This is a genomic window from Halorussus marinus, from assembly GCF_004521895.1.
Taxonomy (GTDB): Archaea; Halobacteriota; Halobacteria; order Halobacteriales; family Haladaptataceae; genus Halorussus; species Halorussus marinus.
In genome coordinates, this window is record NZ_SBIR01000003.1 from 119,759 (window position 1) to 142,976 (window position 23,218).

Sequence of the window (23,218 nt, forward strand, 5' to 3'; positions counted from 1 at the left end):
GATGCGTCCGCCCGGCGGGGGCGAGTCGGCGCGTGGCGCCGACGGGCACCTTTTTGCGGTCGGGCCGCGTATCGCGACCCATGTCACTCGACGTCGACGCGCCGTCGCCGCCGTCGCTCTCCACGAACGTGGACGCCTCCGAGTACGAGGACGCCGACGTGCAGGGCGACGACTACCGCCGCGACGAGCTCGAAGCGTACCTCGAAGACGGCGCGTGGATCGACGCGTTCGACGAGTGGGCCGCCCACACCGACCTGACCGACGAGGAGTACGCCATCGTTCGGGACCTCGAGATGTTCGCGGAGTACGACTTCTTCTGGGACTCGTTCGCCGACCGGGTGGGCTATCACGCCCCCGGAATCCCCGAGGACTGGAAAGAGCGGAGCTACCACCCGGAGATCGACTCGTGGAACATCGTCTCGGGCATCAACGCCGCGATGACCGAGTTCGGCCAGATCGTCTGCGACGTGCTCGAAGACGCCTACATCGACTGGGAGGGCGAGTACGAGGCCCCCGACGACCTGCCGGACTTCGAGGTCTAATCCTCTGCGGGCACCGCGTTCGCGAGGCCCGCGGCCCGGTCGCCGCCCGCGGTGACGACGCACCGCCACGCGCCGTCGCCGACGGGACGCGCGTCGGTGACCGCCACGGTGCGCTCGGGGCGGTGACGGAGCAGTTCGACGGCCAGCGGGAGGGTGGGTAGACACCGCCCCGTCAGATCGAAGGCGTACTCGTCGAGGGTCACCGTCCACGAGCGGTCGGGACCGCCTTCGGGGTCGACCGGCCGTGCGTCGATCGCGTAGTCGTCGACCAGCGAGAGCCCGTCGAAGCGATCGAGGGTCGCGGCGACCGGGTCCTCGCTCGACCGGGGCCCGAGCCGGTCGGCCGCGGCACGGAGCACCTCGTCCTGTCGGTCGGGGCCGAGACGGTCGTCGATCTCGGTCGCCATGGTGGCGAGCAACACCAGACAGAGGTCGTCGGGATCGACGACCGCCTCCGCCGAGTGGAGGTAGGCGTCCATCGCCGCGCGCTCGACCGCCCGCTCGTCGAGCGCCGTCAGGGCCTCGAACACCGCGGCCGCCACGTCGTGACAGAAGTCCAGCGTGGTCCCCGCGCCGGTCGACGCCGACCGCTCGACGATCGGGGAGTCGCGCAGACCCGGGTCCTCGGAGACGACCAGATCGTAACACGGGAGCCGGGGATCGTACTGCCTGAGCTCCGCCCGGTAGGCCGCCGCGGCCCGCGCGGCCTCCTCTGCGGTCGCCCGGTCGGGGAAGCGCTTGCCCGCCACCGGGACCGGGCGCTCGCCCGTCCGGGCGCAGGCGACGTAGTAGCGCCCGCCGTCCTCGTGGTCGTCGGCGATGCGTTCGCGCAGGTCTCTGAGGGTGGTGCCGACTATTTTAGGCTAGCCTAAACAAAGGAGCGATAAATACGTTCGGGGTTGGCGGCCCCGGAGACTCAAGGGGATCGGCGTCGTGTGCGGTCGTATGGCATCCGAGGGCGAGATCGCGGTCGTCCACTTCACCGGACGGATCGCGGACGGCGAGGACGCCGGGAAGGTGTTCGACACCACCGACGTCGACGAGGCGCTCGACGCGGGCGTCTACCACGACCACCGCGACTACAAGCCGCTTGAGTTCCGGGTCGGCGAGGGGAAGGTGATCGAGGGGCTCGACCGGGCGGTCCGGGAGATGGAAGTCGGCGACCGACGGACGGTTCGGCTCGACCCCGCGGAGGCGTTCGGCGAGTACGACGACGAGCGGGTCGCGGAGTTCCCGCGGACCGAGATAGAGAATCGAAGCGACGCCACCGCCGCGGTCGGAGAGCTCGTTCGGGCCGACGACGGCGAGACCGGCTGGATCACCGCGGTCGGCGACGAGACCGTCTCGGTCGACTTCAACCACGAGCTCGCGGGCGTCCCGGTAGAGTTCGAGATCCGACTGCTCGACGTCCGCGACGACGGCTGAACGGCGGTCGCTCCCGCCGTGGTCGGCCCGCTACGACGAGGTCGTCGTGGCCGCGGTCTCGGTCTCGGCCTCGCCGTCCCCGGCGGCCTCGACGGTCACCTCGACGCCGTGGGGCTCGTAGGCGTTGTTGCAGTACCCGCCCTGATTCCACGGGAACTGATCGTCCTCGATCGACACGAGCTGGGCGTCGGGATCCGAGACGGTGGCGGGCTGGGTCCGGCCGTTCGCGTCGGTCGCCCGCGAGTACAGCGTGTGCGAGCCCGGCTCTGCGTCCCAGACGTACCGGAACTGGCGCCACGAGTAGGGTGCGTCGACCGGTCCGAAGAACTCCGCCTCCGACCAGCTGTCGCCCCCGTCGGTCGACACCTCGATCGCGTCGACCTCGTCGTCGCCCGCCCACGCGACTCCGATCACCTCGACGCTGCCGCCCGGACCGGGCTCGACGGTCGCGCCCGCGCCCGGATAGCCGATGAGCGACTTGACGAGCTGGTCGTAGACGTACGGGTGGCGGATGTCCGACGACTCCATCTGGTCCCGGACGTCGAAGGCGTCGATGCGCTCGAACTGCTCGGTCTCCTCGTCGATCGGCGTGAGCCGGTAGGAGTACTGCTGCCAGTGGGTGTAGAGGCGCTGGTCTTCGGTCTCCCACTCCTCGCCGAACACCATGCGGTCCATGACGTGCATCCGGTCGACCCACTTGACGTTGTTGTTGCCGTACCACCCGGGAACGAGCAGTCGGACCGGGTAGCCGTGGTCGTCGTTCATCGGACTGCCGTTCATCTCGTAGGCCAGCAGGCAGTCTTCGAGCACCTTCTCCATCGGGATCGACCGGGTGAAGATGTCCTCGCCCTCCGGGGCCTCCCCGCCCATCACCGACAGCCACGTCCCTTCCTGTGTGTCGGCGCCGTAGGCCTCTAACACCTCGCCGACCGGCGTGCCCGTCCAGACGGTGTTGCCGACCGCGCCGAACGTCCACTGGTTGCCCCCGACCTGCGGGTCGAAGTACGACCGACCGTTGCCCGAACACTGCATCGTGTGGGTCACCGTCTCGGTCGAGTAGTCCCGCCGGATCTCGTCCACCGAGACCTCGACCTCCTCGTCGACCATCCCGGTGAGCGAGACGGTCCACTCCTCGGGGTCGATGTCCGGCGTCGGGTAGTGGTTGCGGATGTAGTGTTCCTCCCGGGGCGTGATGTAGCTCTCGTAGGTCGCCCGCGCGGCCGCCTCGGCGTTCTCGGGCTCCTCGGAGATGATCCGCAGTCCCGGGTACTCCGATTCGAGGTCCCCCTCGTCCTGTGTCGTTCGTCCGCCGACGTTGCCCGACAGCACCCCGACGCCCGCGAGCGCGCCGGTCGCCATCATGAACTGCCGTCGGTCCAGATACCGCCGTCGTCCGGTTTCTCGGTCGGTGGTCTCGTCCCCCGTGTCCCCCGTCATACACCGCCACACCGGCGCCCGCGACAATAAGTCTCAGTGTCTCGTGGCCGTCATACGCCGGTTAATGGAATCGGACGCGCGACCGAACTATTCGGCGAGGACCGCCCGCCGAACTACTCGACGACGACCTCTCCGACCATCCCCTGATCGGCGTGGGGCACGCAGACGTACGTGTACGTCCCCGGGACGGTGAAGGTGTGCTCGTAGGTCTCGCCGACCTGCATCACCATGAACGACCTGCTCGCCTCGTAGGAGGCGAACGGGTCGGCGTCCGCCGGGATCGACACCTTCGGGTCGGCCTCGGGCTTGGCGCTGACGTTGTGGCCCTCGCTCTCGGCGGTCCACCGCACGGTGTCACCGACCGAGATCTCGACCTGATCGGGGACGAACTTGAGGTAGTCGCCCTCCGGGCCGACCGCCACCTCGACGACGTCGCCGGCGGACTCGGTCGCGTCACCGGACCCGTCGTCGGCGGTCGTCTCCCCGCCGGCGCCCCCCTCGGCGCGTTCGTACTGGCCGACGTACCGGGTCCGCGAGATCGCCCGCGGCACCGCGGCCGCGAGCACTTCCTCGTACCCCGCGCCGGGATCGAGGCCGAGCGGCTCTTCGAGCGCATAGAGGGTGAACAGGTAGGTGTGGCGGGGGTCCTCCCGCGGCGGGCACGGGCCGACGTACCCGAATTCTCCGGTGCCGTTCGCGCCCTGACGCGCGCCGTCGAGCGCGTCGACGGTCTCGCCGGCCGGGACCTCGGCCGGGATGCGCCCGGCGTCGGCCGGGACGTCCCACAGGAGCCAGTGGACGAACGGCGGGTCGGGCGCGTCCGGATCGTCGACCACCAGCGCGAGCGACTCGGCGCCGTCCGGCACCGACTCGATCCGGAGCGGCGGCGAGCGGTTCTCGCCGTCGCAGGTGAACGCCGGCGGTATCGACCCGCCGTTCTCGAACGCGGGGCTCCGAAGCGAGAACCCCGTCTCGGTCGCTGTCCCCGTCTCGCCGTCTGTCGTGGTCTCTTGCTCGCCGCGGCTCCGACTGGCTCCGACGCTCCCGACGACCCCCATCGACGCGGCCCCCGCGGCCGAGCGCAGCAGCGTGCGTCTGCGCATGTGGCTCGGCTTCGACGGTGCCCGGTAAATAGGTGCGGGCCGGCCGTCGCGCGCGACCGACCGCACCCGAACGTATTTCGGCCTGCCGCGGATAGCGCCCGATATGAACCGGCGTCAGTTCCTCGCGGCGGCGTTCGCGACTGCTGGCGCGCCCGCGGTGTCGGGGTGTGCAGGCCTCGCCCCCGGCGGTGAGTCCTACGACGTCGGGGTCGAGACCGTCACCGTCGACGGACGCGAAAAGCGCCTCGTCGCGATCACGCCGACGGGCGATAGCCGACTGGTGAAAGGCGCCGAGATCGTCGTCGACGCCGGCGCGGTTCGGTTCGCGTACACCTCGACGATGAACCACGACGAGACGGTCTATCTGGTGTATCGGCCCTCCCGAAGCCCGCCGCGGTTCACGATCGCTCGCGGGCTCGACGACGACTTCGCGGTGTCCGGGCTCGACGACATCGGATTTCGGATCGAGGCGGTCGAGATCACGGCTCGCGGGACCACCGCCCGGTACGAACTCGCGTCCGGCTCCCGAGCGTGAGGTGGGGTCTCCGGCAAACCCTGATGCAGGGGACTATTTTAAGTCCCCGTGCCACCTTCTCTCACAAACATGGCCGAACTCGACCCGCCAACGAAACGCGAGTGTCACCGGTGCGGTCGGCGGGAAGTGTGGGACGCCGACGCCGCGAACTGGACGATCGCGAACGGCAACGCCGGAGAGCCCTTCTGCATCCACGAGTGGGACATCACGGGCGCCTACCAGCCGGTCACCGAGTGACCGCTCCGTAGCGATCCCGGCAGTTTTTATTACCGGGACGCGTAAGGCCCGCATAGACCGATCGCTCGCGGATTCGTGGGTCGCCACCGCGGGCTCCCGCCGACGGCTGTGAGACGCCGCGGCCGGGATCCCGACGCCGCGGGCAGGTTTAGGTACGTACGGACGCCACGGAACGTGGCTTTGCGTACAACAGGTGAAACTATGGAAATCGAAATTGCAACCATCGGCGGTTACGAAGAAGTCGGCCGGCAGTGTACTGCGGTCCGCGCGGGCGAGGACGTTGTCATCTTCGACATGGGGCTGAACCTCTCGAAGGTCCTGCTCCACGACAACGTCGAGACCGAGAAACTGCACAGTCTGGACCTGATCGACATGGGCGCGATCCCCGACGACCGCGTCATGTCCGAACTCGAAGGCGACGTGCAGGCGATCGTGCCGACCCACGGTCACCTCGACCACATCGGCGCGATCAGCAAGCTCGCCCACCGGTACAACGCACCGATCGTCTCGGCCCCGTTCACGATCGAACTGGTGAAACAGCAGATTCAGGGCGAGCAGAAGTTCGGCGTCGAGAACGACCTCGTGAAGATGGAGGCCGGCGAGACGATGTCGATCGGCGACTCCGGGCAGGTCGAACTCGAGTTCGTCAACGTCACCCACTCCATCATCGACGCGATCAACCCCGTCCTCCACACCCCGGAGGGCGCGGTCGTCTACGGCCTCGACAAGCGGATGGACCACACGCCGGTCGTCGGCGACCCCATCGACATGAAGCGGTTCCGCGAGATCGGCCGCGAGGGCGAGGGCGTCCTCGCGTACATCGAAGACTGCACCAACGCGGGCCGGAAGGGCCGCACCCCCAGCGAGTCGGTCGCGCGGCGTCACCTCGAAGACGTCATGACCTCCGTCGAGGACTACGACGGCGGCATCGTGGCGACGACGTTCTCCAGCCACATCGCCCGCGTCAAGAGCCTCGTGGAGTTCGCCCAAGACATCGGCCGCGAGCCGGTGTTGCTCGGGCGCTCGATGGAGAAGTACTCGGGCACCGCCGAGCGACTCGACTTCGTCGACTTCCCCGAGGACATGGGGATGTTCGGCCACCGGAAGTCGGTCGACCGCACGTTCAAGCGGATCATGAAGGAGGGCAAGGAGAACTACCTCCCCATCGTGACCGGCCACCAGGGCGAGCCCCGAGCGATGCTCACCCGGATGGGCCGAGGCGAGACGCCCTACGACCTGGAGAACGGCGACAAGGTCATCTTCTCTGCCCGCGTCATCCCGGAGCCGACCAACGAGGGCCAGCGCTACCAGTCCGAGCGCCTCCTGAAGATGCAGGGCGCACGCATCTACGACGACGTCCACGTCTCGGGCCACCTCCGCGAGGAGGGCCACTACGAGATGCTGGACGCGCTCCAGCCCCAGCACGTCATCCCGGCCCACCAGGACATGAAGGGCTTCTCGCCGTACGTCAACCTCTGTGAGAGTCAGGGCTACAAGCTGGGCCGAGACCTCCACGTCACGAGCAACGGCAACCTCATCCAACTCGTCGAGTAACATGACCGACGCGAGCGCCGAGACACTGGAAGCACAGGTGGTGGGGGCCGTCGAACAGCGACGCGAGCAGGTCAACGACGCCATCGTCGCGGACCTGCCGGTCGCCGAGCCCGAGCGGCTCTACGAGGCCGCCCGTTACCTGCTCGATGCGGGGGGCAAGCGGCTCCGGCCCACCGTGCTGTTGCTGGTCGCGGAGGCGCTCGCGGACGTCGACCCCGAGGCGGCCGACTACCGGTCGTTCCCCGACATCGACGGTCGCCCGGTAGACATGATGGCCGCGGCGGTCTCGATCGAGGTCATCCAGTCGTTCACCCTGATCCACGACGACATCATGGACGACGACGACCTCCGGCGCGGCGTGCCGGCGGTCCATCGGGAGTACGACACCGAGACCGCGATTCTGGCCGGCGACACCCTCTATTCCAAGGCGTTCGAGATCCTGCTGAACGCCGACGCCCCGGCCGACCGCGTGGTCGAGGCGATGGACGTGCTCGCGACGACCTGCACCAAGATCTGCGAGGGTCAGGCCCGCGACATCGAGTTCGAGAGCCGGCTCGACGTGCTCCCAGACGAGTACCTCGACATGATCGAGCACAAGACCGCGGTGCTGTACGGCGCGGCCGCCACCATGCCCGCGATCCTGTTCGGCGCCGACGACGAGACGGTCGAGCAACTCTATCGCTACGGCATCGACGTCGGTCGGGCGTTCCAGATACAGGACGACGTGCTCGATCTGACCGTGCCGAGCGAGCAACTCGGCAAACAGCGCGGTAGCGACCTCGTGGAGAACAAACAGACCATCATCACGCTCCACGCCCGCGAGCAGGGCGTCGACGTCGATGCGCTGGTCGAGACCGACGACGTCGAGGCGGTCACGGAGGCCGAGATCGACGAGGCTGTCGCGGCGCTCCACGACGCCGGGAGCATCGACTACGCGAAACAGAAGGCCCAGGAGCTCGTCGAACGGGGCAAGGGCCGGCTCGAAGTGCTCCCGGAGAACGACGCGCGCGAACTCCTCGAAGGTATCGCCGACTACCTCGTCGAGCGCGGCTACTGATCGCGCTCGCACCGCTCGGCGTCGGGGCGTCTGAGAAGATTCGCCGCCGCGGCGCCGGCGATGGAGGGCGACGGTCGGCGCCGCGGCGGGCACGAAGCGTCGGCGGGGACCGACTCAGTCGGCGTCGAACTCTTTGAAGTGAGTGTGTTCGAGGTACTCCTCGAGCGTGGGCTGGCGCCAGTACCGGACGACGTCGCTTCGCTCGTCGTAGTCGACGACCTCGGCGTCCGCGAGCCGCGGCAGGTGCTTCTCGCGGAGCGCGTCGCCGATGGCGCTCCGGCGCTCGTCGGTGAGCGCGACGTCGTCGGCTCTGGCCTCCCACAGCGCCACGTCGTCGGCGAGCGCCTCGACCTCGGCGAGGCCGTCCTCGCTACTCGTCAGCGCGTAGAGGGCGTACCGGCGGCGGCTCTCGGAGAGAAGCTCGAACAGCACGTCGAAGGGCGGCGTCGCGACTGCTCGACCACTGCGGAGAACGTGGTCGTCCTCGGATGTCCCGGCACGGACTGTATCGTCACTCATTGCGGGTGACCACCACCTTCTCCTACCGCCAGGACGGTCAACAAACCCATGCCTCAATAATTAGGTAGTTGCGGAGAGCGTGTCACGCGGCTAATATCACGCGAGTACTCAGTCGAGGAACGTCTCGACCAGTTTGCGCTGGGCGGCCCGGAGGTGCTGGTGGAGCGTCGGCGAGGAGACCCCAAGCGAGTCGGCGACCTCCTCGGCAGTGCTCCCGCGGGGGTAGTCGTAGTAGCCCGCGAAGTAGGCCGCCCGGAGCGCGCTTCGCTGTTTTTCGGTCAGTTCCTCGGTCAACGTTCGCCGGAACTCCCGGGCGGTGTTGACCGGTCGATTGGTCTCGCGCTTGCTCACCAGTTCCGCGTCGGGGTACGACCGGCGCAACTCTTCGACGACCGAGCGGACGTCCAGATCGTGGGGCGCCTCGGTCCGCACCCGGACACCCCCGGAGTCGGCGGACGCCGACGTGACGACGGTCCCGGCGTTGACGAGGTGTTCGACCGGCGAGGACTCGTGGACGATCTCCAGTAGGCATCCGTCGTCGTCGTCGGTGACGACGCGGCTCTCCGCGACCGACGCCGCATCCCGGAGCCGGTCGCGGACCGCCGACGCCGAGGCCCCCTCGACCGCGACGTACTCCAGAAGCCGGTCTTCGGCGGCCGGAACGAACCCCTCGAGCCGACACCGACAGTCGAGGGCCGCCGGGAGGACGCCGAACACCGAGTTCGAGTCGGGGAGCCGAAACTCGAGCTCGACGGCGGTGTCCGAGAGCATCAGGTTCCGGTTTTTGACCGCGTTGATCGCGAACGCGACGACCTCCCCGAGCGTTTCGAGCGCAGTGAGCTCCCGGTCGCCGAACGTGTCGGTGCACGCGCCGCTGATCCCCAGCACGCCGTGGTTGGTGTTACCGTAGCTCAGCGGCACCAGCACCGCAGAGACCATCCCGAGTTCGCGCATGCACTCGCGTTCGCGCTCCGAGAGGCGGTCGGCGTCGGCGGCGTCCGCGATGACGACCGACTCGCCGTCGCTGACGACCTGCGAGAAGGCGTTTTCGGACTCCGGGCGGGCGCTGGTCGCCGCGACGAGCCGGTCGACGGCGTCGCGGTCGGCGCCGACGACGACGCTCGGGGTCGTCCGCTCGTCTTTGACCCACGGGCCGGCGACCCACGCGAACTGATAGAACTCCGAATTGGCGAGCCCCTCACAGACCGACCGCTCGATCTCCTCGCGGGAGGCCGACTCGACCAGCGACTGGAGGATCCGGTTTATGAGGTCGTTGATCCGGGTGAGCGTCCCGAGCTGGTCGTTTCTGATCGCGAGCTCGCGTTCGTTGGCGCGGCGATCGGTCACGTCGCGGGCGACCCACACGACCGCCCGGCGCCCGTCGACCGGTTCGGCGAGCGGCGCGACCCGTCCCTCGAACCACCGCTCGCCGTCGTCGGTCTCGATCTGATACTCGACGGTCTGGACGTCGCCGCGCTCCAGCGTGGCCCGGATGTGATCGACGAATCGGTCCGCGGTCTCGTCGGCGAAGGCGTCGTGGACGTACCGGCCGACGAGCGACTCGGGTTCGTAGGTCTTCAGTTCGGCCGTTCCGGGACCCGACAGCACCTCCAGATACCGGCCCGCCTCGTCCAAGACGAACGCGACGTCCGGGAAGGCGTTGGTCAGCTCGCGGAGTCGGTCGCCGGGCAGACCGGGCTCGGACGCGCCGGCCGCTCGCCGGATCCGCTCACACAGCTCCTCGCCGCCGGCCGACTTCGGCAGGTAGTCGGTCGCACCCGCCCCGAGGGCGTCGCTGGCGACGGTCTCGCTCCCCGAGTCGGTGAAGATCACGAACGGGAGATCGGGTCGCTCGGCCCGGACCGACGCGAGCAGGTCGATCCCGTCGGTCTCGGGCAGGTCGTACTCGCTGACGACGCAGTCGATCCCGCCGTCGGTGAGCCGCTCGCGGGCGGCCGCCGCCGAGTCGACCCGTTTGCCCGTCAGGTCCGGGGCGTCCGCGACCGGCGCCGGCGGCGGTTCGGCGTCGACGTAGAGGAACTCGAGCCCGGTCGCCGTTCGGTCGCGATCTGTCACGCGTTAGCGAAACGTGCGCCTCGATACACCTAAGCGCCCCGGTTAGCGCGCCGACACGTCGACCGATCGAATCCGGTTCAGTTTTCCCCCGGACGCGCGAAACGGACCCCAATGGACGACGAACTCCGAGACCGGATCGAGACGGAGGCCGAGAAGCACGCCCTCGTCAACGCGGTCAAGCACGGTAGCGAGGCCGACGTGGGCGCGATCATGGGGCCGCTGATGGGCGACAACCCCGACTTCCGCCAGCACGGCGACGAGATCCCCGGCGTCATCGGGCCGGTCATCTCGCGGGTCAACGGCCTCGACCCCGACGAGCGCCGCGACCGCCTCGCGGACCTCGCGCCCGACTGGCTCGCCGAGATCGAGAGCGACGACGAGGACGACAGCTTACTGCCCGACCTGCCGAACGCCGAGGAGTACGATCAGGTCCGCATGCGGTGTGCCCCGAACCCCAACGGGCCGTGGCACATCGGCCACGCCCGGATGCCCGCGGTCATCGGCACCTACGCCGAGGAGTACGACGGGGAGTTCATCGTCCGGTTCGACGACACCGACCCCGAGACCAAGCGCCCGCTTCTGTGGGCCTACGACGAGATCCTCGACGAGATCGACTACCTCGGCTTCGAGCCCGCCGAGGTCTACCGCGCCAGCGACCGGCTCGAGACGTACTACGACCACGCCCGTCGGCTCATCGAGAAGGGCGGCGCCTACACCTGCTCGTGTCCGGCCGGGGAGTTCTCGGACCTGAAGAACGACGCCGAGCCGTGTCCCCACCGCGACAAGGACCCCGAGACCACGATGGCGGAGTTCGAGTCGATGGTCGACGGCGAGTACGAGTCGGGCGAGATGGTGCTCCGGGTGAAGACCGACATCGAGCACAAGAACCCCGCGCTCCGAGACTGGGTCGCGTTCCGGATCATCGACACGCCCCACCCGCGCGAGGCGGCCGAGGACGACCGGTGTTGGCCGATGCTCGACTTCCAGTCGGGGGTCGACGACCACCTGACCGGCGTCACCCACATCATCCGGGGGATCGACCTCCAGGACTCGGCGAAGCGCCAGCGGTTCGTCTACGACTACTTCGACTGGGAGTACCCCGAGGTCATCCACTGGGGCCACGTTCAGGTCGACGAGTACGACGTGAAGATGTCGACCTCCACGATCGGAGAGCTCATCGAGGCCGGCGACCTCGACGGCTGGGACGACCCGCGGGCGCCGACGCTCCCGAGCGTCGAGCGCCGGGGCATCCGCGGCGAGGCGCTGGTCGAGGCGATGGTCGGGCTCGGCACCTCCACGAGCAACGTCGATCTGGCGATGAGCACGGTGTACGCGAACAACCGCGAGCTGATCGACGACGAGGCCGACCGCTACTTCTTCGTGCGCGAGGACCACGCCGACTTCACGCTCGCCGGCGAGCCCCCCGAGACCGCGAGCCCGCCGGTCCATCCCGACCACGAGGACAGGGGCACCCGCGACATCGACCCCGGCAACCGGGTCCGCATCGAGGAGCCCGACGTCCCGGCCGACGGCGAGCGCGTCTGGCTCAAGGGGTTCGGCTGCTTCCGGCGCGACGGCGAGACCTTCGAGTACGCCGGCGACGACATCGCCGCGGTCCGCGAGGAGGGCGTCGACGTGATCCACTGGGTGCCCGCCGACAGCGCGACGCTCACCCGGATGCGGACCATGGACGGCGACGTGATCGGCTACGCAGAGCCCGGATTCCGGGAGGCCGACCCCGACGAGGTGGTCCAGTTCGAGCGCGTCGGGTTCGCCCGGGTCGATCGACAGGAGGCCGACGACGAGACGGTCGCGTACTTCGCTCACGAGTGAGCGCCGGCTGACGGCTCCCCGCGTTCGTATTCCGACGCGCGGCCGCTAAACCCATCCAAACAGTAATAGCCGTGGCTCCGGTGCGTACGCGTGGCAGTTCCGGGTCGGGGCCGTGCGTTCGCCGACCGCGATGTCGTCGCTCGCCCGGTCCCGGACGGATGCCGGGGGAAAACGACATGACCGACAACCGATCCGAAGCGAGTGGAGGGGGCGTGGAGCGACGCGAGTTCGTCCGGGGATGTGGCGCGCTCGCCGCGTTCGCGGCCGCGGGCGTCTCGGCGGCGGACGTGACGGCGCAGTCCGACCGGCCCGAGGGCGACCTCGAAGCGCTCCTCGAAGACATGCCGAGAAACTGGGGCCGGTGGGGCGAGGACGACGAGCTCGGCGCGTTGAACTTCCTCGGGAGCGCGGAGGCACTCGCCGGCGTTCGAGCGGCGACGCGGGAGGACGCGACCGGGATCGAGACGTTCACGCTCCAGACGTCGATGACCGGCGAGGTGGACCGCGACCCGATCTTTCCGACGCGGACCGTCGCCCGGCGCACCAACGCGCAGGACGAGCGATCCTACCGAGAGGGTGAGACCGAGCCGTCGGCGGGCGGGCTCAAGTTCTCCGACGACCGGTTCGTCAACTCGCTGTACCCGCAGGGGACGACCCACGTCGACGCGCCCGGCCACGCGTGGTACGGCGACCGGATCTACAACGGGTTCGACGCCGAGACCACCGCGGCGACCAAGGAGTTCGACGAGCCCCTCGAAGGGTGTGGGGGCGAGTCGGTGTCCGAAACGCGCGGGCTCGGGCGAGCCGACGTCTCGCACGTCGCGGACCACGGCATCGTCGGCCGCGGCGTCCTCCTCGACGTCGGGCGGGCGATGGGCGGGGCCGGCGATCGACTGGAACCCAACGCCTGCATCTCGCGCGCGGACCTCGAACGCACCGCCGACGAACAGGGGGTGGCGCTCGAACCCCGCGACGTGCCGGTGATCCGGACCGGCTCGGTCGCCCGCGCCCGCGACGACGACCCCGAACACGAGTGGGCGCCGCTCGAAGAGCCGGGGCTGTGCTACAGCGAGGGGCTCGTCGAGTGGGTCCACGAGATGGAGTTTCCCGTCATCGGCGGCGACACGCTGAGCGTCGAGAAGAACGTACAGATCATCGACGGCGAGGAGTATCTGGTGCCGCTCCACGGTGCGTTCCACCGGAATCTCGGCGTGCCGTTCGCCGAGGTGCTGTGGCTCGAAGACCTCGCTGAAAGCGCGGCCGCCGACGGCGTGTACGACTTCCTGTTTACGGGCGCGCCGATCAACATCGAGCGCGCGACCGGCGCGATGATCAATCCGGTCGCGATGAAAGCCACGACGTCCGAGAGCGCCGACGAGTCGGAGTGATCAGAGCCACGAGTCGCCGTCGGCGTCGAGGGGCTCGGCGACCACGCCGTCGCGCTGGACCAGCGCGCGGGCGTGAGCCACACACACCTCGCGGTTCTCGGCCCACGGGACGTGGAGCCTGACCGCGGCCGGCGCCTCGCAGTCGTCCTCGGCGCACTCGGGCACCCCCGACCGTACGGGGTGGCGCCTAATCGGTGTACCGCCGCTTCTCTTCGAGGGCCGCCTCGGTGCCGTACCGGTCGACCAACGGCTCGTAGGCGTCGCCGAGCGCGCGCATGCACTGGCCCGCCGAGTGATAGCCGAGTTCGTCGGCGACCGCGCGCCACGGGTGGCCCTGCAACACCTTCCGGACCAACAGGCGCTCGTGGCGGGCCGAGAGCGCCGGCGCTCGGTCCGCGGCGTCGACGAAGTACCGGAGCGCCACTCGCCGGAAGGGACGGGGCGCGGCGTCGTAGAGCCCGGGGCCGTAGGCGCTGGCCGCGACCGCCCGCCAGTCCCACGCCGAGAGGTCGAGTCCGATCTCGGCGTCGAGCGACCCCAACAGTTCCCGGACCACGTCGGGATCGGCGTCGCGAAGCGGGTCGGCCAGCATCGACCCGATCCGGGAGCCGAGCCACCCCGCGTGGCGGTCCCGGAGCGCCCGGCCCGCCTCGGTGAGCGGGTCGAGCATGAGCGCGGAGTACTCGCCGCTCTCGTCGTTGCGCGTGGTCGAGAGCTGGACCGCGCCGTAGCCGTTCGCGCGCCAGAACCGGAGGAGTTCCGAAGTCGCGCCGTAGCCGACCCCGAGCCAGTCGAGTTCGCCGTCGAACTCCGAGCGCACCGCCGACAGCAGTCGCGAGCCGAGCCCGCGCGACCTGACCGCGTGGTGGGTCGCGATGCGCATCACCCGCAGTCCCTCGGGGGCGCCGGCCGACTCGTCGCGGAGTTGGGAGGTCAGCACGTCGGGGAGCATGTTGCCCCGAACGCGCCCGCCCTCGTACATGTGTTCGCGGACGTCCGCCGGAAGGCCGCCCTCGCGGGCAAGCAGTGCGACCGCGACGACGTGGCCCGCCCGGTCGGACGCGGTCGAATCGTCGGTGACGAGCGCCCGGACCGCGAGGTTCGGGGCGTCGAGGAGCCGCGCGAGGTCGGCGGGCTCGGTGCGGTAGTGAGCCAGCACGAGCAGGCCGAACGCCTCCCGAAGCAGACGCTCGTCGGCCAGCAGGTCCTCGGGGCCGAGCGCCCGATACGAAACCGACCCGGGAGTGGCCGACTCGACCACCGGATCGACGGCGGGGGCGGCGTCCAACAGCAACGCCCGGAACGCCCAGACCTCGACTGGGTCGCCCGGGGCGTACCGGATCGGCTCGTCGAGTCGGGCCTCGGTCACCTCGTGGCGGCTCTCGGCGAGTCGGTCTCGGAACCGGACCGAAAACCCCCGGCCCGCGCCTTCGTAGCCCCGGACCGTCGTGGTGAACGCGACCCGGTCGGCCGCCAGAAACCGTTCGAGCAGTCGGACCGAGAGGGCGGCCGCCTCGTCGACGATCACCGCGTCGGGGTCGCCGGGTAGGTCGGCGGCGTCGGTCGGCGTCTCGAAGCGGACGCGCCCGCCCTCGGCGGTGCGGACGTCCCGCGGCGGGTCGCCGTCGGAACTTCGGTCCGACGAGGATCGCGACTCGCCGAGTCGCTCACCCCGGTCGGTCTCGACGCCGCGGTCGAGCGCCCCGAGCAGGCCGCGAGCCCGGACGAACACCTCGCGGGCGCTCCGGTACTCCGGCGCCGTGACCACCACGTCCGCGCCCTCGGCGGCGAGCGCGCCGGCCGCGATGCCCGCCGCGCTCGATTTCCCCCTGCCCCGGTCGGCCTCCGCGACGACCGCGTTGTCGTCGGCTCCGAGCGCTTCGAGCGCCCGGACCACGTCGACCTGATCCGCCGTGAGACACGCCTCGTAGGCGGCCGCCGGGAAGCTCCGGTCGGCGGGCACCCCCGGCGGGTCGTCGGCGGTCGCGAGCCGCGGGGCCGGCCGGGTCAGCCCGTCGCGCTCGACGGTCCCGTCGGCGGCGTCGACGACGGCGACGCCGCGGTGGACTCTGAGCGTCTCGGCGAACCGTCGTCGGAACCGTCCGGTCACGTCGTCGAGGTCGGCCGGCGGCACCGCGAGGCTCCTATCGAAGTCGGTCCGGTCGTCGGCGAACGAGTCGAGCCCGGGCAACAGGAGGACGAACAGCCCGCCGCCCTCGATCGCGCCGACGACCCGACCGACCGCGTTCGGTCGGAAGTCGGCGTGACAGTCGAGCACCACGCACTCGCGGGTGGTTCCGAGCAGTCGGTCGGCGCGCTTCGGGCCGACGCGCTCGCAGTCGAGATGGCCGGTCCCGACCAGCGCGGTCGCCTCGCGGTCGATATCGGCGGCGTCGAGCGCTCGGTCGGCCGCCTCGTAGCAGGCGTCCCGGTCGCCGGTGAGCGCGAGCAGTCGGCGCTCGTCGGTCGCGGCGGCTTCCCGGCGGAGCGCGGCGGCGACCTCGGCGAGAGTCATGGCCGAGGGTAGTTCCGAGACGGGTATGGGCGTTGCGACTCCGACCCCCGATCGCGCGAACCGCGGAGGGCGGGAATGAGTCGGCGACCCGTGGCGCGCCGTCCCACGCCGTGCGGGTATTTGGAAGCGCTTTTAAGGGGTGACGAACTATCAAGTCGTACAACCTGCGCGCGGTTGATGATGCTCCTAGCCGCACAGGACCACTCCGGCAGGGGAGCCTGAGCCGACGTGCAGGAGGTGAACAACCAATGCCAGTGTACGTAAACTTCGACGTCCCAGCCGACCTTCAGGACCGCGCCGTCGAGGCGCTCGAGGTCGCCCGAGACACAGGTAGCGTCAAGAAAGGAACCAACGAGACGACCAAGGCGATCGAGCGCGGCAACGCCGAGCTCGTCTACGTCGCCGAAGACGTCCAGCCCGAGGAGATCGTCATGCACCTCCCGGAGCTCGCCGACGAGAAGGGGATCCCCTTCGTCTTCGTCGAGACCCAGGACGACATCGGTCACGCCGCCGGGCTGGAAGTCGGCAGCGCCGCCGCGGCCGTCGTGGACGCGGGCGAGGCCGACGACGACGTGGAGGACATCGCCGGCAAGGTCGAGGAACTTCGGTAAGGTGGTTGAGTCATGAGTGCAGAGGAAGCTGAAGAAGGCTCCACGCCCGCCGAAGTGATCGAGATCGTCGGCAAGACGGGGATGCACGGCGAGGCCATGCAGGTCAAGTGCCGCATCCGCGAGGGCGAGAACCAGGGCCGCATCATCACGCGGAACTGCCTCGGCCCCGTCCGGGAGGGCGACGTGCTCCAGCTGCGCGAGACCGCCCGCGAAGCCGACTCCATCGGAGGCCAATAACGATGCCCCAGACCAGAGAGTGTGACTTTTGCGGGTCGGACATCGAGCCCGGCACCGGGACGATGTTCGTCCGCACGGACGGCACCACGATCCACTACTGCTCCGCGAAGTGCGAAAAGAACGCCGACCTCGGCCGCGAGCCCCGCGATCTGGAGTGGACCGAGGACGGCGGCGGCGCGGGACGCACCGAACAATGAGCGAGACCGAGCGCACCTTCGTGATGGTCAAGCCCGACGGCGTCCAGCGCGGCCTGATCGGCGAGATCGTCTCGCGCTTCGAGGACCGCGGCCTGAAGCTCGTCGCCGGGAAGTTCATGCAGATCGACGAGGAGTTGGCCCACGAACACTACGGCGAACACGAGGGCAAGCCCTTCTTCGAGGGGCTCGTCGACTTCATCACGTCCGGCCCCGTCTTCGCCATGGTGTGGGAGGGCCAGGACGCGACCCGACAGGTCCGCACCATGATGGGCGAGACCGACCCCGCCGAGTCCGCCCCCGGCACGATCCGGGGCGACTTCGGGCTCGACCTCGGTCGGAACGTCATCCACGGCTCGGACCACGAGGACCCGGGCGCCAACGAGCGCGAGATCGAGCTGTTCTTCGACGACGACGAACTGGTCGACTACGAGCGCGTCGACGAGACGTGGCTCTACGAGTAGCGTAGCGGTCGGTTCTCCGATTTCGTTTTTCGCGGCCGCCGACTTCGACACCGACAGGACCGGCCGCCGAGGCGACGTCTCAGCCCTCGAACGGGCGCTCGTCGACCCGGACGCTGTCGACGATGGCGTCGCCGTCGGGGCGCTCGACGTCGGGCAGTTCGTCGGCCCGGACCGCGAGCCGGCGCGAGCAGTCGACGCTGACGATCCGGCGGTCGCGCCGGGGCCCAACCAGCGGGCGCTCGGCCTCGACTTCGGCCTCGTACACCCGGAAGGGGTAGGCGATCGCGCCGCCCCTCCCAGACGTAGTAGGCGATCAGCACGACGAAGAAGACGGCGTACGGTCCGACGACGCCGAGTCAATCGAGCGTTCCCATTGCGGTCATTACCGGTGAAAACGTAGTCGGACGTCGTATGTTTCTGTTTCGGCCCTGTCGAACGAACCCGAGGGCGCGGGGTCGAGCCGTCGCGGTGGACGATTCAACATGGAACAACCCACGCGCGGTGGAACAGACGTTTTATGGGCGGTGTGCGAGATGTTCGTATGGACACCGATACCACGCGGCGAGCGCTACTGGCCGCCGTCGTCGGGAGCGCGGCCGCCGGCGGGTCGCTGGCGCCCGTGCGGGGGTATCTCGACCGGTTCGCGCCGTTCACCGGCCGGGCGTGGGGCGACGCGACCGACCCGACTGACCGACGCGTCGAGAGCCCTTACGGGGCGGCCGACGTCCGGTACGACGAGTACGGCACCCCGCACGTCTCGGCCGACCGAGAGCGTGCGCTGTACTTTGCGGTCGGCTACGTGCAGGCCGCCGACCGGCTCTTTCAGATGGACCTCCAGCGGCGAGTGATGACCGGTCGGCTCTCGGAGGTGGTGGGCGAGGCCACCGTCGACTCCGACGAGTTCCACGTCCGGATGGACTTCGCCGGCGGCGCGGAGGCGAACCTCGAACTGCTGGAGGGCACCGAGACGGGCCGGGCCGTCGAGGCGTACGCGGAGGGGGTGAACGCCCACATCGAACGCGAGTCGCTCCCCGTCGAGTTCGGACTGCTCGACTACGAGCCCGATCCGTGGTCGCCCGCCGACACGATGCTCATGGAGTCTCAGATCGCCTGGTCGCTGACCGGGAGCTTCCGGACGCTCGAACGCGAACTGATCGCGTCCGAGCTGGGCCCCGAGGCGGTCGCGGAGCTGTATCCCGCCCGCCTCGACCACGACGCGCCCATCATCCGCGACGGTACCGGGGGCGACCGCCTCGCGGGCCGACCCGTCGAGCCGCGGGGAGAGTTCGCGGACGCCGACCTCCTCCGGTGGCTCTCGTCGTTCGAGAGCCCCCGGGGCGTGGGGTCGAACAGCTGGGTCGTCTCGGGCGAGTTCACCGCGAGCGGTCGGCCGCTGGTCGCCAACGACCCCCACCTCGCGCTCTCGGCGCCGCCGGTGTGGTACGAGATGGACCTCCGGACCGACGACCTCGACGTCCGCGGGGTCACCTTCCCGGGTGTCCCGTTCGTCGTCATCGGCGAGAACGACGCCGGCGCGTGGGGGTTCACCAACTCCGGCGCCGACGTGATCGACTTCTACACCTACGAGACCGACGACGCGGGCGAGCGCTACCGGTATCGGGGCGAGTGGCGCGGGTTCGAGACCGACGAGCAGACCATCCGAGTCGCCGACGGCCCGGACCGGACGGTCACGGTTCGGAAGACGGTCCACGGCCCGGTAATCGAACGCGAGGGCCGAGAAGTGGGGGTCGCGTGGACCGGCCACACCGCGACCGCCACCTCGCGGGCGATCCGAGGATACAACCGGTCGGACGGGATCGAGGAGTTCCTCGCGGCCACCCGTCGGATGGACCTGCCGACCCAGAACGTGGTCTACGCCGACCGCGAGGGCAACAGCCTCTACTACGTCACCGGCCGGATCCCGCGCCGGACCATCGACGGCGAGCAAGTCCGGGGCACTCGCGTGTTCGACGGGTCGGCCGGGGAGGCCGAGTGGGAGGGGTTCGAGCCGTTCGGCGTCTCCTCGTGGGAAGGGTTCGTCCCGTTCGAGGAGAAGCCCCACGTCGTCGATCCCGACTACCTCGGCACCGCCAACCAGCGCATCGCCGACGACCCGGACCACTACATCGGCGAGGCGTACAGCAGTCCGTACCGGGGCCAGCGCCTCTACGAACTGCTCGACCGGCGGGCCGCGAGCGACGAGCCGATGGACGCCGAGTTCATGCGCCGGATCCAACGCGACACCTACTCGAAGCGGGCCGAACAGGTGGTCGGCGACCTCGTCGCGGCCGCCGAGGGCCGCGAGGGGCTCGAAGCCCCGGTCGGGACGCTCCGGGACTGGGACTGCCGGATGGACCGCGATTCGCGGGGCGCGCTCGTGTTCTCGCGGTGGTTCGACCGCTTCCGCGAGGAGGCGTTCGCCGACGCGTTCGAGCGGGCGGGTCTCGGCGAGCGCTACTACCCGAACGACTGGGTGCTTGCGACCCTCCCGGCCGACATCCGGTGGTTCGGCGAGGGCGGCCGCGAGGCGGCGATGGTCCGGGCGCTCCGAGCCGCCGTCGCCGACCTCGACGACGGGGCGACCTACGGCGACCACAACACCACCGCCGCGATCACCCACCCGTTCGACCAGTCGTTCCTGAACTACCCCGCCTACGCCACCGACGGGTCGGCGTACACGCTGAACAACTTCCGAGCCGAGTCGGCGGTCGGGAGTAGCTGGCGGATGGTCTGTCCGATAGCGAGGGACGCCGAGTCGGTGTGTATCCTCCCGGGCGGCAACTCGGGCGACTACTTCTCCGAGCACTACGACGACCAGCTCCGGCTGTGGGCCGACGGCGAGTACAAACCGATGGGCCGGGACCCCGGCGGCGAGGTCGACGTCCGGTTCGACCCGAGCGAGGGGGAGAACCGATGAGCGTGGCCCGCGCGTGGTTGACCGAGATCCGGACGAACCGCCGCGAGCGGTGGTTCGCGCTGGCGGCGGCCGCGGTCATCGCGGTCGGCGCGGCCCAGATCCACTGGTACGGCTTTCTCGTCGGGGGCGCGCTCGTCGGGGCGGTCTCGAAGACCCTCTCGCGGGCGGTGGCCGCCGGGCTCGGCGTCGGGCTCCTCTCGTGGGGCGTCTTCGCGGCGACGGTGGCCGCCAACGGCGCGTTCTCTCAGTACGCGGCGACCGGGCAGGCGTTCGGGCTCAGCGTCGCGATCCCGGTGGTCGCGGCCGGCATCGGATCGCTGGTCCGAGGAGTGGTCTGAGCGGGTCACTGGTCGTGCTCTGAGTCCGGCCGGGGCGTCCCAGCCGGAGCGCGGCGCGCGAGGGCCCGGACCTCGCGAGCGCGCCGCCTGTCGGCCCTAATCGTCGGCGGTCACGGCCGACCGCTCGACGTCGATCTCGCCGGCGTCGAGCTCTCGCTCGACCTCGCGGGCGGCCAGAACCAGATTCTCCATCTTCTCGTAGGCCACCTCCCGCGGCAGGAGCTTCAGCCCGCAGTCGGGGCTGACGGTGAGCTGTTCGGGCGGGACGACTTCGAGGCCCTTCTGGATGTTAGCCTTGATCTCGGGCACCGTCTCGACGTCCGCGACGTGGGCGTCGACGACGCCGAGCGCGAGGTCCGCGGTGAACTCGGGGTCTTTGAACACGTCGAGCTGTTCGTAGTCGCCGTTCGCGAGTTCGAGGTCGAACTCGTCGACCGGGAACTCGAGGATCTCGGGGTAGATTCGGGAGTAGTCGCCGTAACAGACGTGGAGCCCGATGCGCACGTCGTCGGGGATGCCCGCCGCGATGCGCTCTAAGCACTCGCCGACGATGGCGTGGTCGTCGGGGGTGGTCGCGAGCGCGGGCTCGTCGATCTGGACGTACCGGGCACCCGCCTCGACGAGCTTCTCGACTTCCGTGTTGACCAGATCCGCGAGGTCGTGGGCGAGCGACTCGGTGTCGTCGTAGGCCTCGTTGAAGCTCCAGTTCGCCAGCGTGTACGGCCCCGTGATCGGGACCTTGACGGGGCGGTCGGTGACGCCGGCGGTGAACTCGTACTCGTCGACCAGCCACGTCTCGTCGTACTCGACGTCCGAGACGACCGACGGCTTGTCGAAGGTGTTGTGGCCCCACACCTTGACCGGCCCGTTGAACTCGTAGCCGTCGATGCGGTGGGCGAAGTACTCCACCATCTCGTTGCGCCGCATCTCGCCGTCGACCACGGCGTCGAGGCCCGCTCGGACGTGCTCGTCGGTGATGAGCCGCGAGGCGTCGTCTTTGGCCTCCTGCCACGCCGCCTCGTCGAAGTCAGCCGACTCGTCCTCGTAGAGGTCGCGGGCGCGGTCGACCCACTTGGGCTTGGGGTACGAGCCGACGACGGTCGTCAGCAGGAAGTGGTCGTTCGGGTGGTCGTCGGGCCGGAACTGCTCGCGGGTCATGCTTTCACCTCCGCGACCTCGGTCGCCTCGCCGAGCGCGGCGAGTTTCTCCCGGAACGTCGAGTACGGCAGGTAGAACAGCTCGGTGTTGGTCGTCAGGTAGATCGTCTCGAAGTCGGCGGCGGGCGTGTTCGATTCGAGCCAGTCGGCCCGCTCGGCGATCTGTTCGGCGTCCTCGACGAGCGTGTTCTGGCCGTCGACGAACCCGGCCGCGATCGAGTCTTTCGTGCCGTACTCGTTGATGTTGTAGAGGTTGTCCTCGTGGTTCGCGACGAAATCGTAGCCCACGGCGTCGAACTCGGCGTCGAGGAGGTGGGCGTGTACCGTCTCCTCCAGTGCGCCCCAGTAGGTGTGGACGATCACGTCGGTGCCGTCGGGCGCCGCGGTCGTCACCGCGTCGATGGCGGCGCTCGCGCGCTCGCTTTCCTCGTCGCTCGGTGGGTTCTCGACCAGTGAGGGTTCGAGGACGAACAGGGTCTCGATCTCGGGGAACGCCGCGACCTCGCTGGCGAGGAACTCGCCGACGGCCGCGAGGAACTCGGCGTCGTCGCCGTAGTGTTCGTCGGTGGCGAGGTCAGCCAGCGAGTACGGGCCGGGGACGACCGCCTGCAGTGAGTCGGCGTCGGCGAACGCGGTCGCGGCCTCCAGTTCGGCCGCGATGTCGCCGTCGAAGCCGAGTTCACCGGCGACCACCGGGTCCCGATAGAAGTTGTTGTTGTCGTAGTACCGCACGATGCCCCGGGTCTCGACGTTGTCGTGGACCGCCAGCGGGTGGGCGAGCATGTCGTCCCACCGGAGTTGCCCCTCGACGATCCGATCGAGGCCCGCGTCTCGCTGGTGGTCGATCACTTCCTCGCGAGCACGCTCGTACACCGCGGTCACGTCTTCGCCCTCGTCGCCGTCGACGAGGTCGTGTTTCTGGTGGCCCTTCAGGTCGGCGAGGTCGTCTTTCGCCCAGTCGGGAAGCGGATACACTCCCGGTGTCGTAGCGACGCGCTCTGTCATACTACCCCGTCCTACGGAATGCCGACGCTTAATATTTTCTACTTCGGAAATAACCGAGGTTCATAGACATACGG

Annotated in this window: 24 protein-coding genes; 14 read left to right on the forward strand and 10 right to left on the reverse strand. The window is 69.5% G+C overall.

Translation table 11 applies throughout. The features are described from left to right. Window positions 1-80: 80 nt before the first annotated feature. Window positions 81-542 carry a hypothetical protein gene (locus EPL04_RS04745; RefSeq protein WP_134669927.1) on the forward strand — a complete coding sequence of 154 codons (462 nt, stop codon included), beginning with the start codon at window positions 81-83 and terminating at the stop codon, window positions 540-542. Here the strand turns inward: EPL04_RS04745 and EPL04_RS04750 are convergent. Further along, window positions 539-1,399: a DUF7551 domain-containing protein gene (locus EPL04_RS04750; RefSeq protein WP_134669928.1), complete on the reverse strand. Its 861-nt coding sequence runs from the start codon at window positions 1,397-1,399 to the stop codon at window positions 539-541. The genes EPL04_RS04745 and EPL04_RS04750 overlap by 4 nt on opposite strands. A gap of 88 nt (window positions 1,400-1,487) precedes the next feature. On the opposite strand from EPL04_RS04750, the gene EPL04_RS04755 reads away from it, so the two are divergent. Beyond that, complete coding sequence (locus EPL04_RS04755) at window positions 1,488-1,967, forward strand: FKBP-type peptidyl-prolyl cis-trans isomerase (protein ID WP_134669930.1); 480 nt, start codon at window positions 1,488-1,490, stop codon at window positions 1,965-1,967. 30 nt (window positions 1,968-1,997) lie between these two features. On the opposite strand, the gene EPL04_RS04760 is transcribed toward EPL04_RS04755, so the two are convergent. Continuing rightward, window positions 1,998-3,404 carry a sulfite oxidase gene (locus tag EPL04_RS04760; protein WP_134669932.1) on the reverse strand — a complete coding sequence of 469 codons (1,407 nt, stop codon included), beginning with the start codon at window positions 3,402-3,404 and terminating at the stop codon, window positions 1,998-2,000. A gap of 113 nt (window positions 3,405-3,517) precedes the next feature. Next, window positions 3,518-4,507 carry a YbhB/YbcL family Raf kinase inhibitor-like protein gene (locus tag EPL04_RS18990; protein ID WP_209019571.1) on the reverse strand — a complete coding sequence of 330 codons (990 nt, stop codon included), beginning with the start codon at window positions 4,505-4,507 and terminating at the stop codon, window positions 3,518-3,520. 103 nt (window positions 4,508-4,610) lie between these two features. Here EPL04_RS18990 and EPL04_RS04775 point away from each other — a divergent pair, with 103 nt between their 5' ends. The 4 genes from EPL04_RS04775 to idsA3 all read left to right on the forward strand — a co-directional run bounded on the left by EPL04_RS04775 (window position 4,611) and on the right by idsA3 (window position 7,890). Further along, window positions 4,611-5,042, forward strand: a complete 432-nt coding sequence (locus EPL04_RS04775) for a hypothetical protein (RefSeq protein ID WP_134669933.1) — start codon at window positions 4,611-4,613, stop codon at window positions 5,040-5,042. Between the two features lie 69 nt (window positions 5,043-5,111). Then, a complete protein-coding gene (locus EPL04_RS18660; RefSeq protein ID WP_167599418.1) occupies window positions 5,112-5,279 on the forward strand; it encodes an HEWD family protein in 168 nt (55 codons plus the stop codon). A gap of 201 nt (window positions 5,280-5,480) precedes the next feature. Further along, entirely contained in the window at window positions 5,481-6,833 is a 1,353-nt protein-coding gene (locus EPL04_RS04780; protein WP_134669935.1) for a ribonuclease J, read from the forward strand. 1 nt (window position 6,834) lies between these two features. Then, complete coding sequence (gene idsA3 / locus EPL04_RS04785; RefSeq protein ID WP_134669937.1) at window positions 6,835-7,890, forward strand: geranylfarnesyl diphosphate synthase; 1,056 nt, start codon at window positions 6,835-6,837, stop codon at window positions 7,888-7,890. Between the two features lie 114 nt (window positions 7,891-8,004). On the opposite strand, the gene EPL04_RS04790 is transcribed toward idsA3, so the two are convergent. Both EPL04_RS04790 and EPL04_RS04795 read right to left on the reverse strand, forming a co-directional pair. Next, a complete protein-coding gene (locus tag EPL04_RS04790; protein ID WP_209019572.1) occupies window positions 8,005-8,409 on the reverse strand; it encodes a DUF7344 domain-containing protein in 405 nt (134 codons plus the stop codon). A gap of 108 nt (window positions 8,410-8,517) precedes the next feature. Continuing rightward, window positions 8,518-10,485, reverse strand: a complete 1,968-nt coding sequence (locus EPL04_RS04795; RefSeq protein ID WP_134669938.1) for a bacterio-opsin activator domain-containing protein — start codon at window positions 10,483-10,485, stop codon at window positions 8,518-8,520. A 111-nt stretch (window positions 10,486-10,596) separates the two neighbouring features. On the opposite strand from EPL04_RS04795, the gene EPL04_RS04800 reads away from it, so the two are divergent. Together EPL04_RS04800 and EPL04_RS04805 are read left to right on the forward strand one after the other, a co-directional pair. Next, window positions 10,597-12,318, forward strand: a complete 1,722-nt coding sequence (locus tag EPL04_RS04800; RefSeq protein WP_134669940.1) for a glutamate--tRNA ligase — start codon at window positions 10,597-10,599, stop codon at window positions 12,316-12,318. A 176-nt stretch (window positions 12,319-12,494) separates the two neighbouring features. Beyond that, window positions 12,495-13,706: a cyclase family protein gene (locus EPL04_RS04805; protein WP_134669941.1), complete on the forward strand. Its 1,212-nt coding sequence runs from the start codon at window positions 12,495-12,497 to the stop codon at window positions 13,704-13,706. Here the strand turns inward: EPL04_RS04805 and EPL04_RS18665 are convergent, their stop codons facing one another. Then, complete coding sequence (locus tag EPL04_RS18665; RefSeq protein WP_167599419.1) at window positions 13,707-13,871, reverse strand: hypothetical protein; 165 nt, start codon at window positions 13,869-13,871, stop codon at window positions 13,707-13,709. A gap of 22 nt (window positions 13,872-13,893) precedes the next feature. Next, a complete protein-coding gene (gene tmcA, locus EPL04_RS04810; protein WP_134669943.1) occupies window positions 13,894-16,221 on the reverse strand; it encodes a tRNA(Met) cytidine acetyltransferase TmcA in 2,328 nt (775 codons plus the stop codon). Window positions 16,222-16,469: 248 nt separating this feature from the next. On the opposite strand from tmcA, the gene rpl7ae reads away from it, so the two are divergent. Genes rpl7ae through ndk form a run of 4 tightly spaced genes read left to right on the forward strand, consistent with a single transcriptional unit; the run spans window position 16,470 to window position 17,727 of the window. Next, the gene (rpl7ae, locus tag EPL04_RS04815) at window positions 16,470-16,832 is read left to right on the forward strand and encodes a 50S ribosomal protein L7Ae (protein WP_134669945.1); all 363 of its coding nucleotides are present in this window, start codon (window positions 16,470-16,472) and stop codon (window positions 16,830-16,832) included. A gap of 12 nt (window positions 16,833-16,844) precedes the next feature. Then, complete coding sequence (locus EPL04_RS04820; RefSeq protein WP_134669946.1) at window positions 16,845-17,069, forward strand: 30S ribosomal protein S28e; 225 nt, start codon at window positions 16,845-16,847, stop codon at window positions 17,067-17,069. A gap of 2 nt (window positions 17,070-17,071) precedes the next feature. After that, window positions 17,072-17,266: a 50S ribosomal protein L24e gene (locus EPL04_RS04825; RefSeq protein ID WP_134669948.1), complete on the forward strand. Its 195-nt coding sequence runs from the start codon at window positions 17,072-17,074 to the stop codon at window positions 17,264-17,266. Continuing rightward, window positions 17,263-17,727: a nucleoside-diphosphate kinase gene (gene ndk / locus EPL04_RS04830; protein ID WP_134669950.1), complete on the forward strand. Its 465-nt coding sequence runs from the start codon at window positions 17,263-17,265 to the stop codon at window positions 17,725-17,727. The genes EPL04_RS04825 and ndk overlap by 4 nt, the downstream gene beginning before the upstream one ends. A gap of 79 nt (window positions 17,728-17,806) precedes the next feature. On the opposite strand, the gene EPL04_RS18670 is transcribed toward ndk, so the two are convergent. Next, complete coding sequence (locus tag EPL04_RS18670) at window positions 17,807-17,992, reverse strand: hypothetical protein (RefSeq protein WP_167599408.1); 186 nt, start codon at window positions 17,990-17,992, stop codon at window positions 17,807-17,809. 276 nt (window positions 17,993-18,268) lie between these two features. Here EPL04_RS18670 and EPL04_RS04835 point away from each other — a divergent pair, with 276 nt between their 5' ends. Together EPL04_RS04835 and EPL04_RS04840 are read left to right on the forward strand one after the other, a co-directional pair. Next, window positions 18,269-20,644, forward strand: coding sequence for a penicillin acylase family protein (locus EPL04_RS04835; RefSeq protein ID WP_134669951.1), 2,376 nt, complete (start codon window positions 18,269-18,271; stop codon window positions 20,642-20,644). After that, window positions 20,641-20,982, forward strand: a complete 342-nt coding sequence (locus EPL04_RS04840; RefSeq protein ID WP_134669953.1) for a hypothetical protein — start codon at window positions 20,641-20,643, stop codon at window positions 20,980-20,982. Before EPL04_RS04835 ends, EPL04_RS04840 begins: the two co-directional genes overlap by 4 nt. Before the next feature lie 96 nt (window positions 20,983-21,078). Here the strand turns inward: EPL04_RS04840 and EPL04_RS04845 are convergent, their stop codons facing one another. Together EPL04_RS04845 and EPL04_RS04850 are read right to left on the reverse strand one after the other, a co-directional pair. Beyond that, window positions 21,079-22,140, reverse strand: coding sequence for a methionine synthase (locus EPL04_RS04845; protein WP_134669955.1), 1,062 nt, complete (start codon window positions 22,138-22,140; stop codon window positions 21,079-21,081). Further along, entirely contained in the window at window positions 22,137-23,144 is a 1,008-nt protein-coding gene (locus EPL04_RS04850; RefSeq protein ID WP_134669957.1) for a 5-methyltetrahydropteroyltriglutamate--homocysteine methyltransferase, read from the reverse strand. The genes EPL04_RS04845 and EPL04_RS04850 overlap by 4 nt, the downstream gene beginning before the upstream one ends. Between the last annotated feature and the right edge of the window lie 74 nt (window positions 23,145-23,218).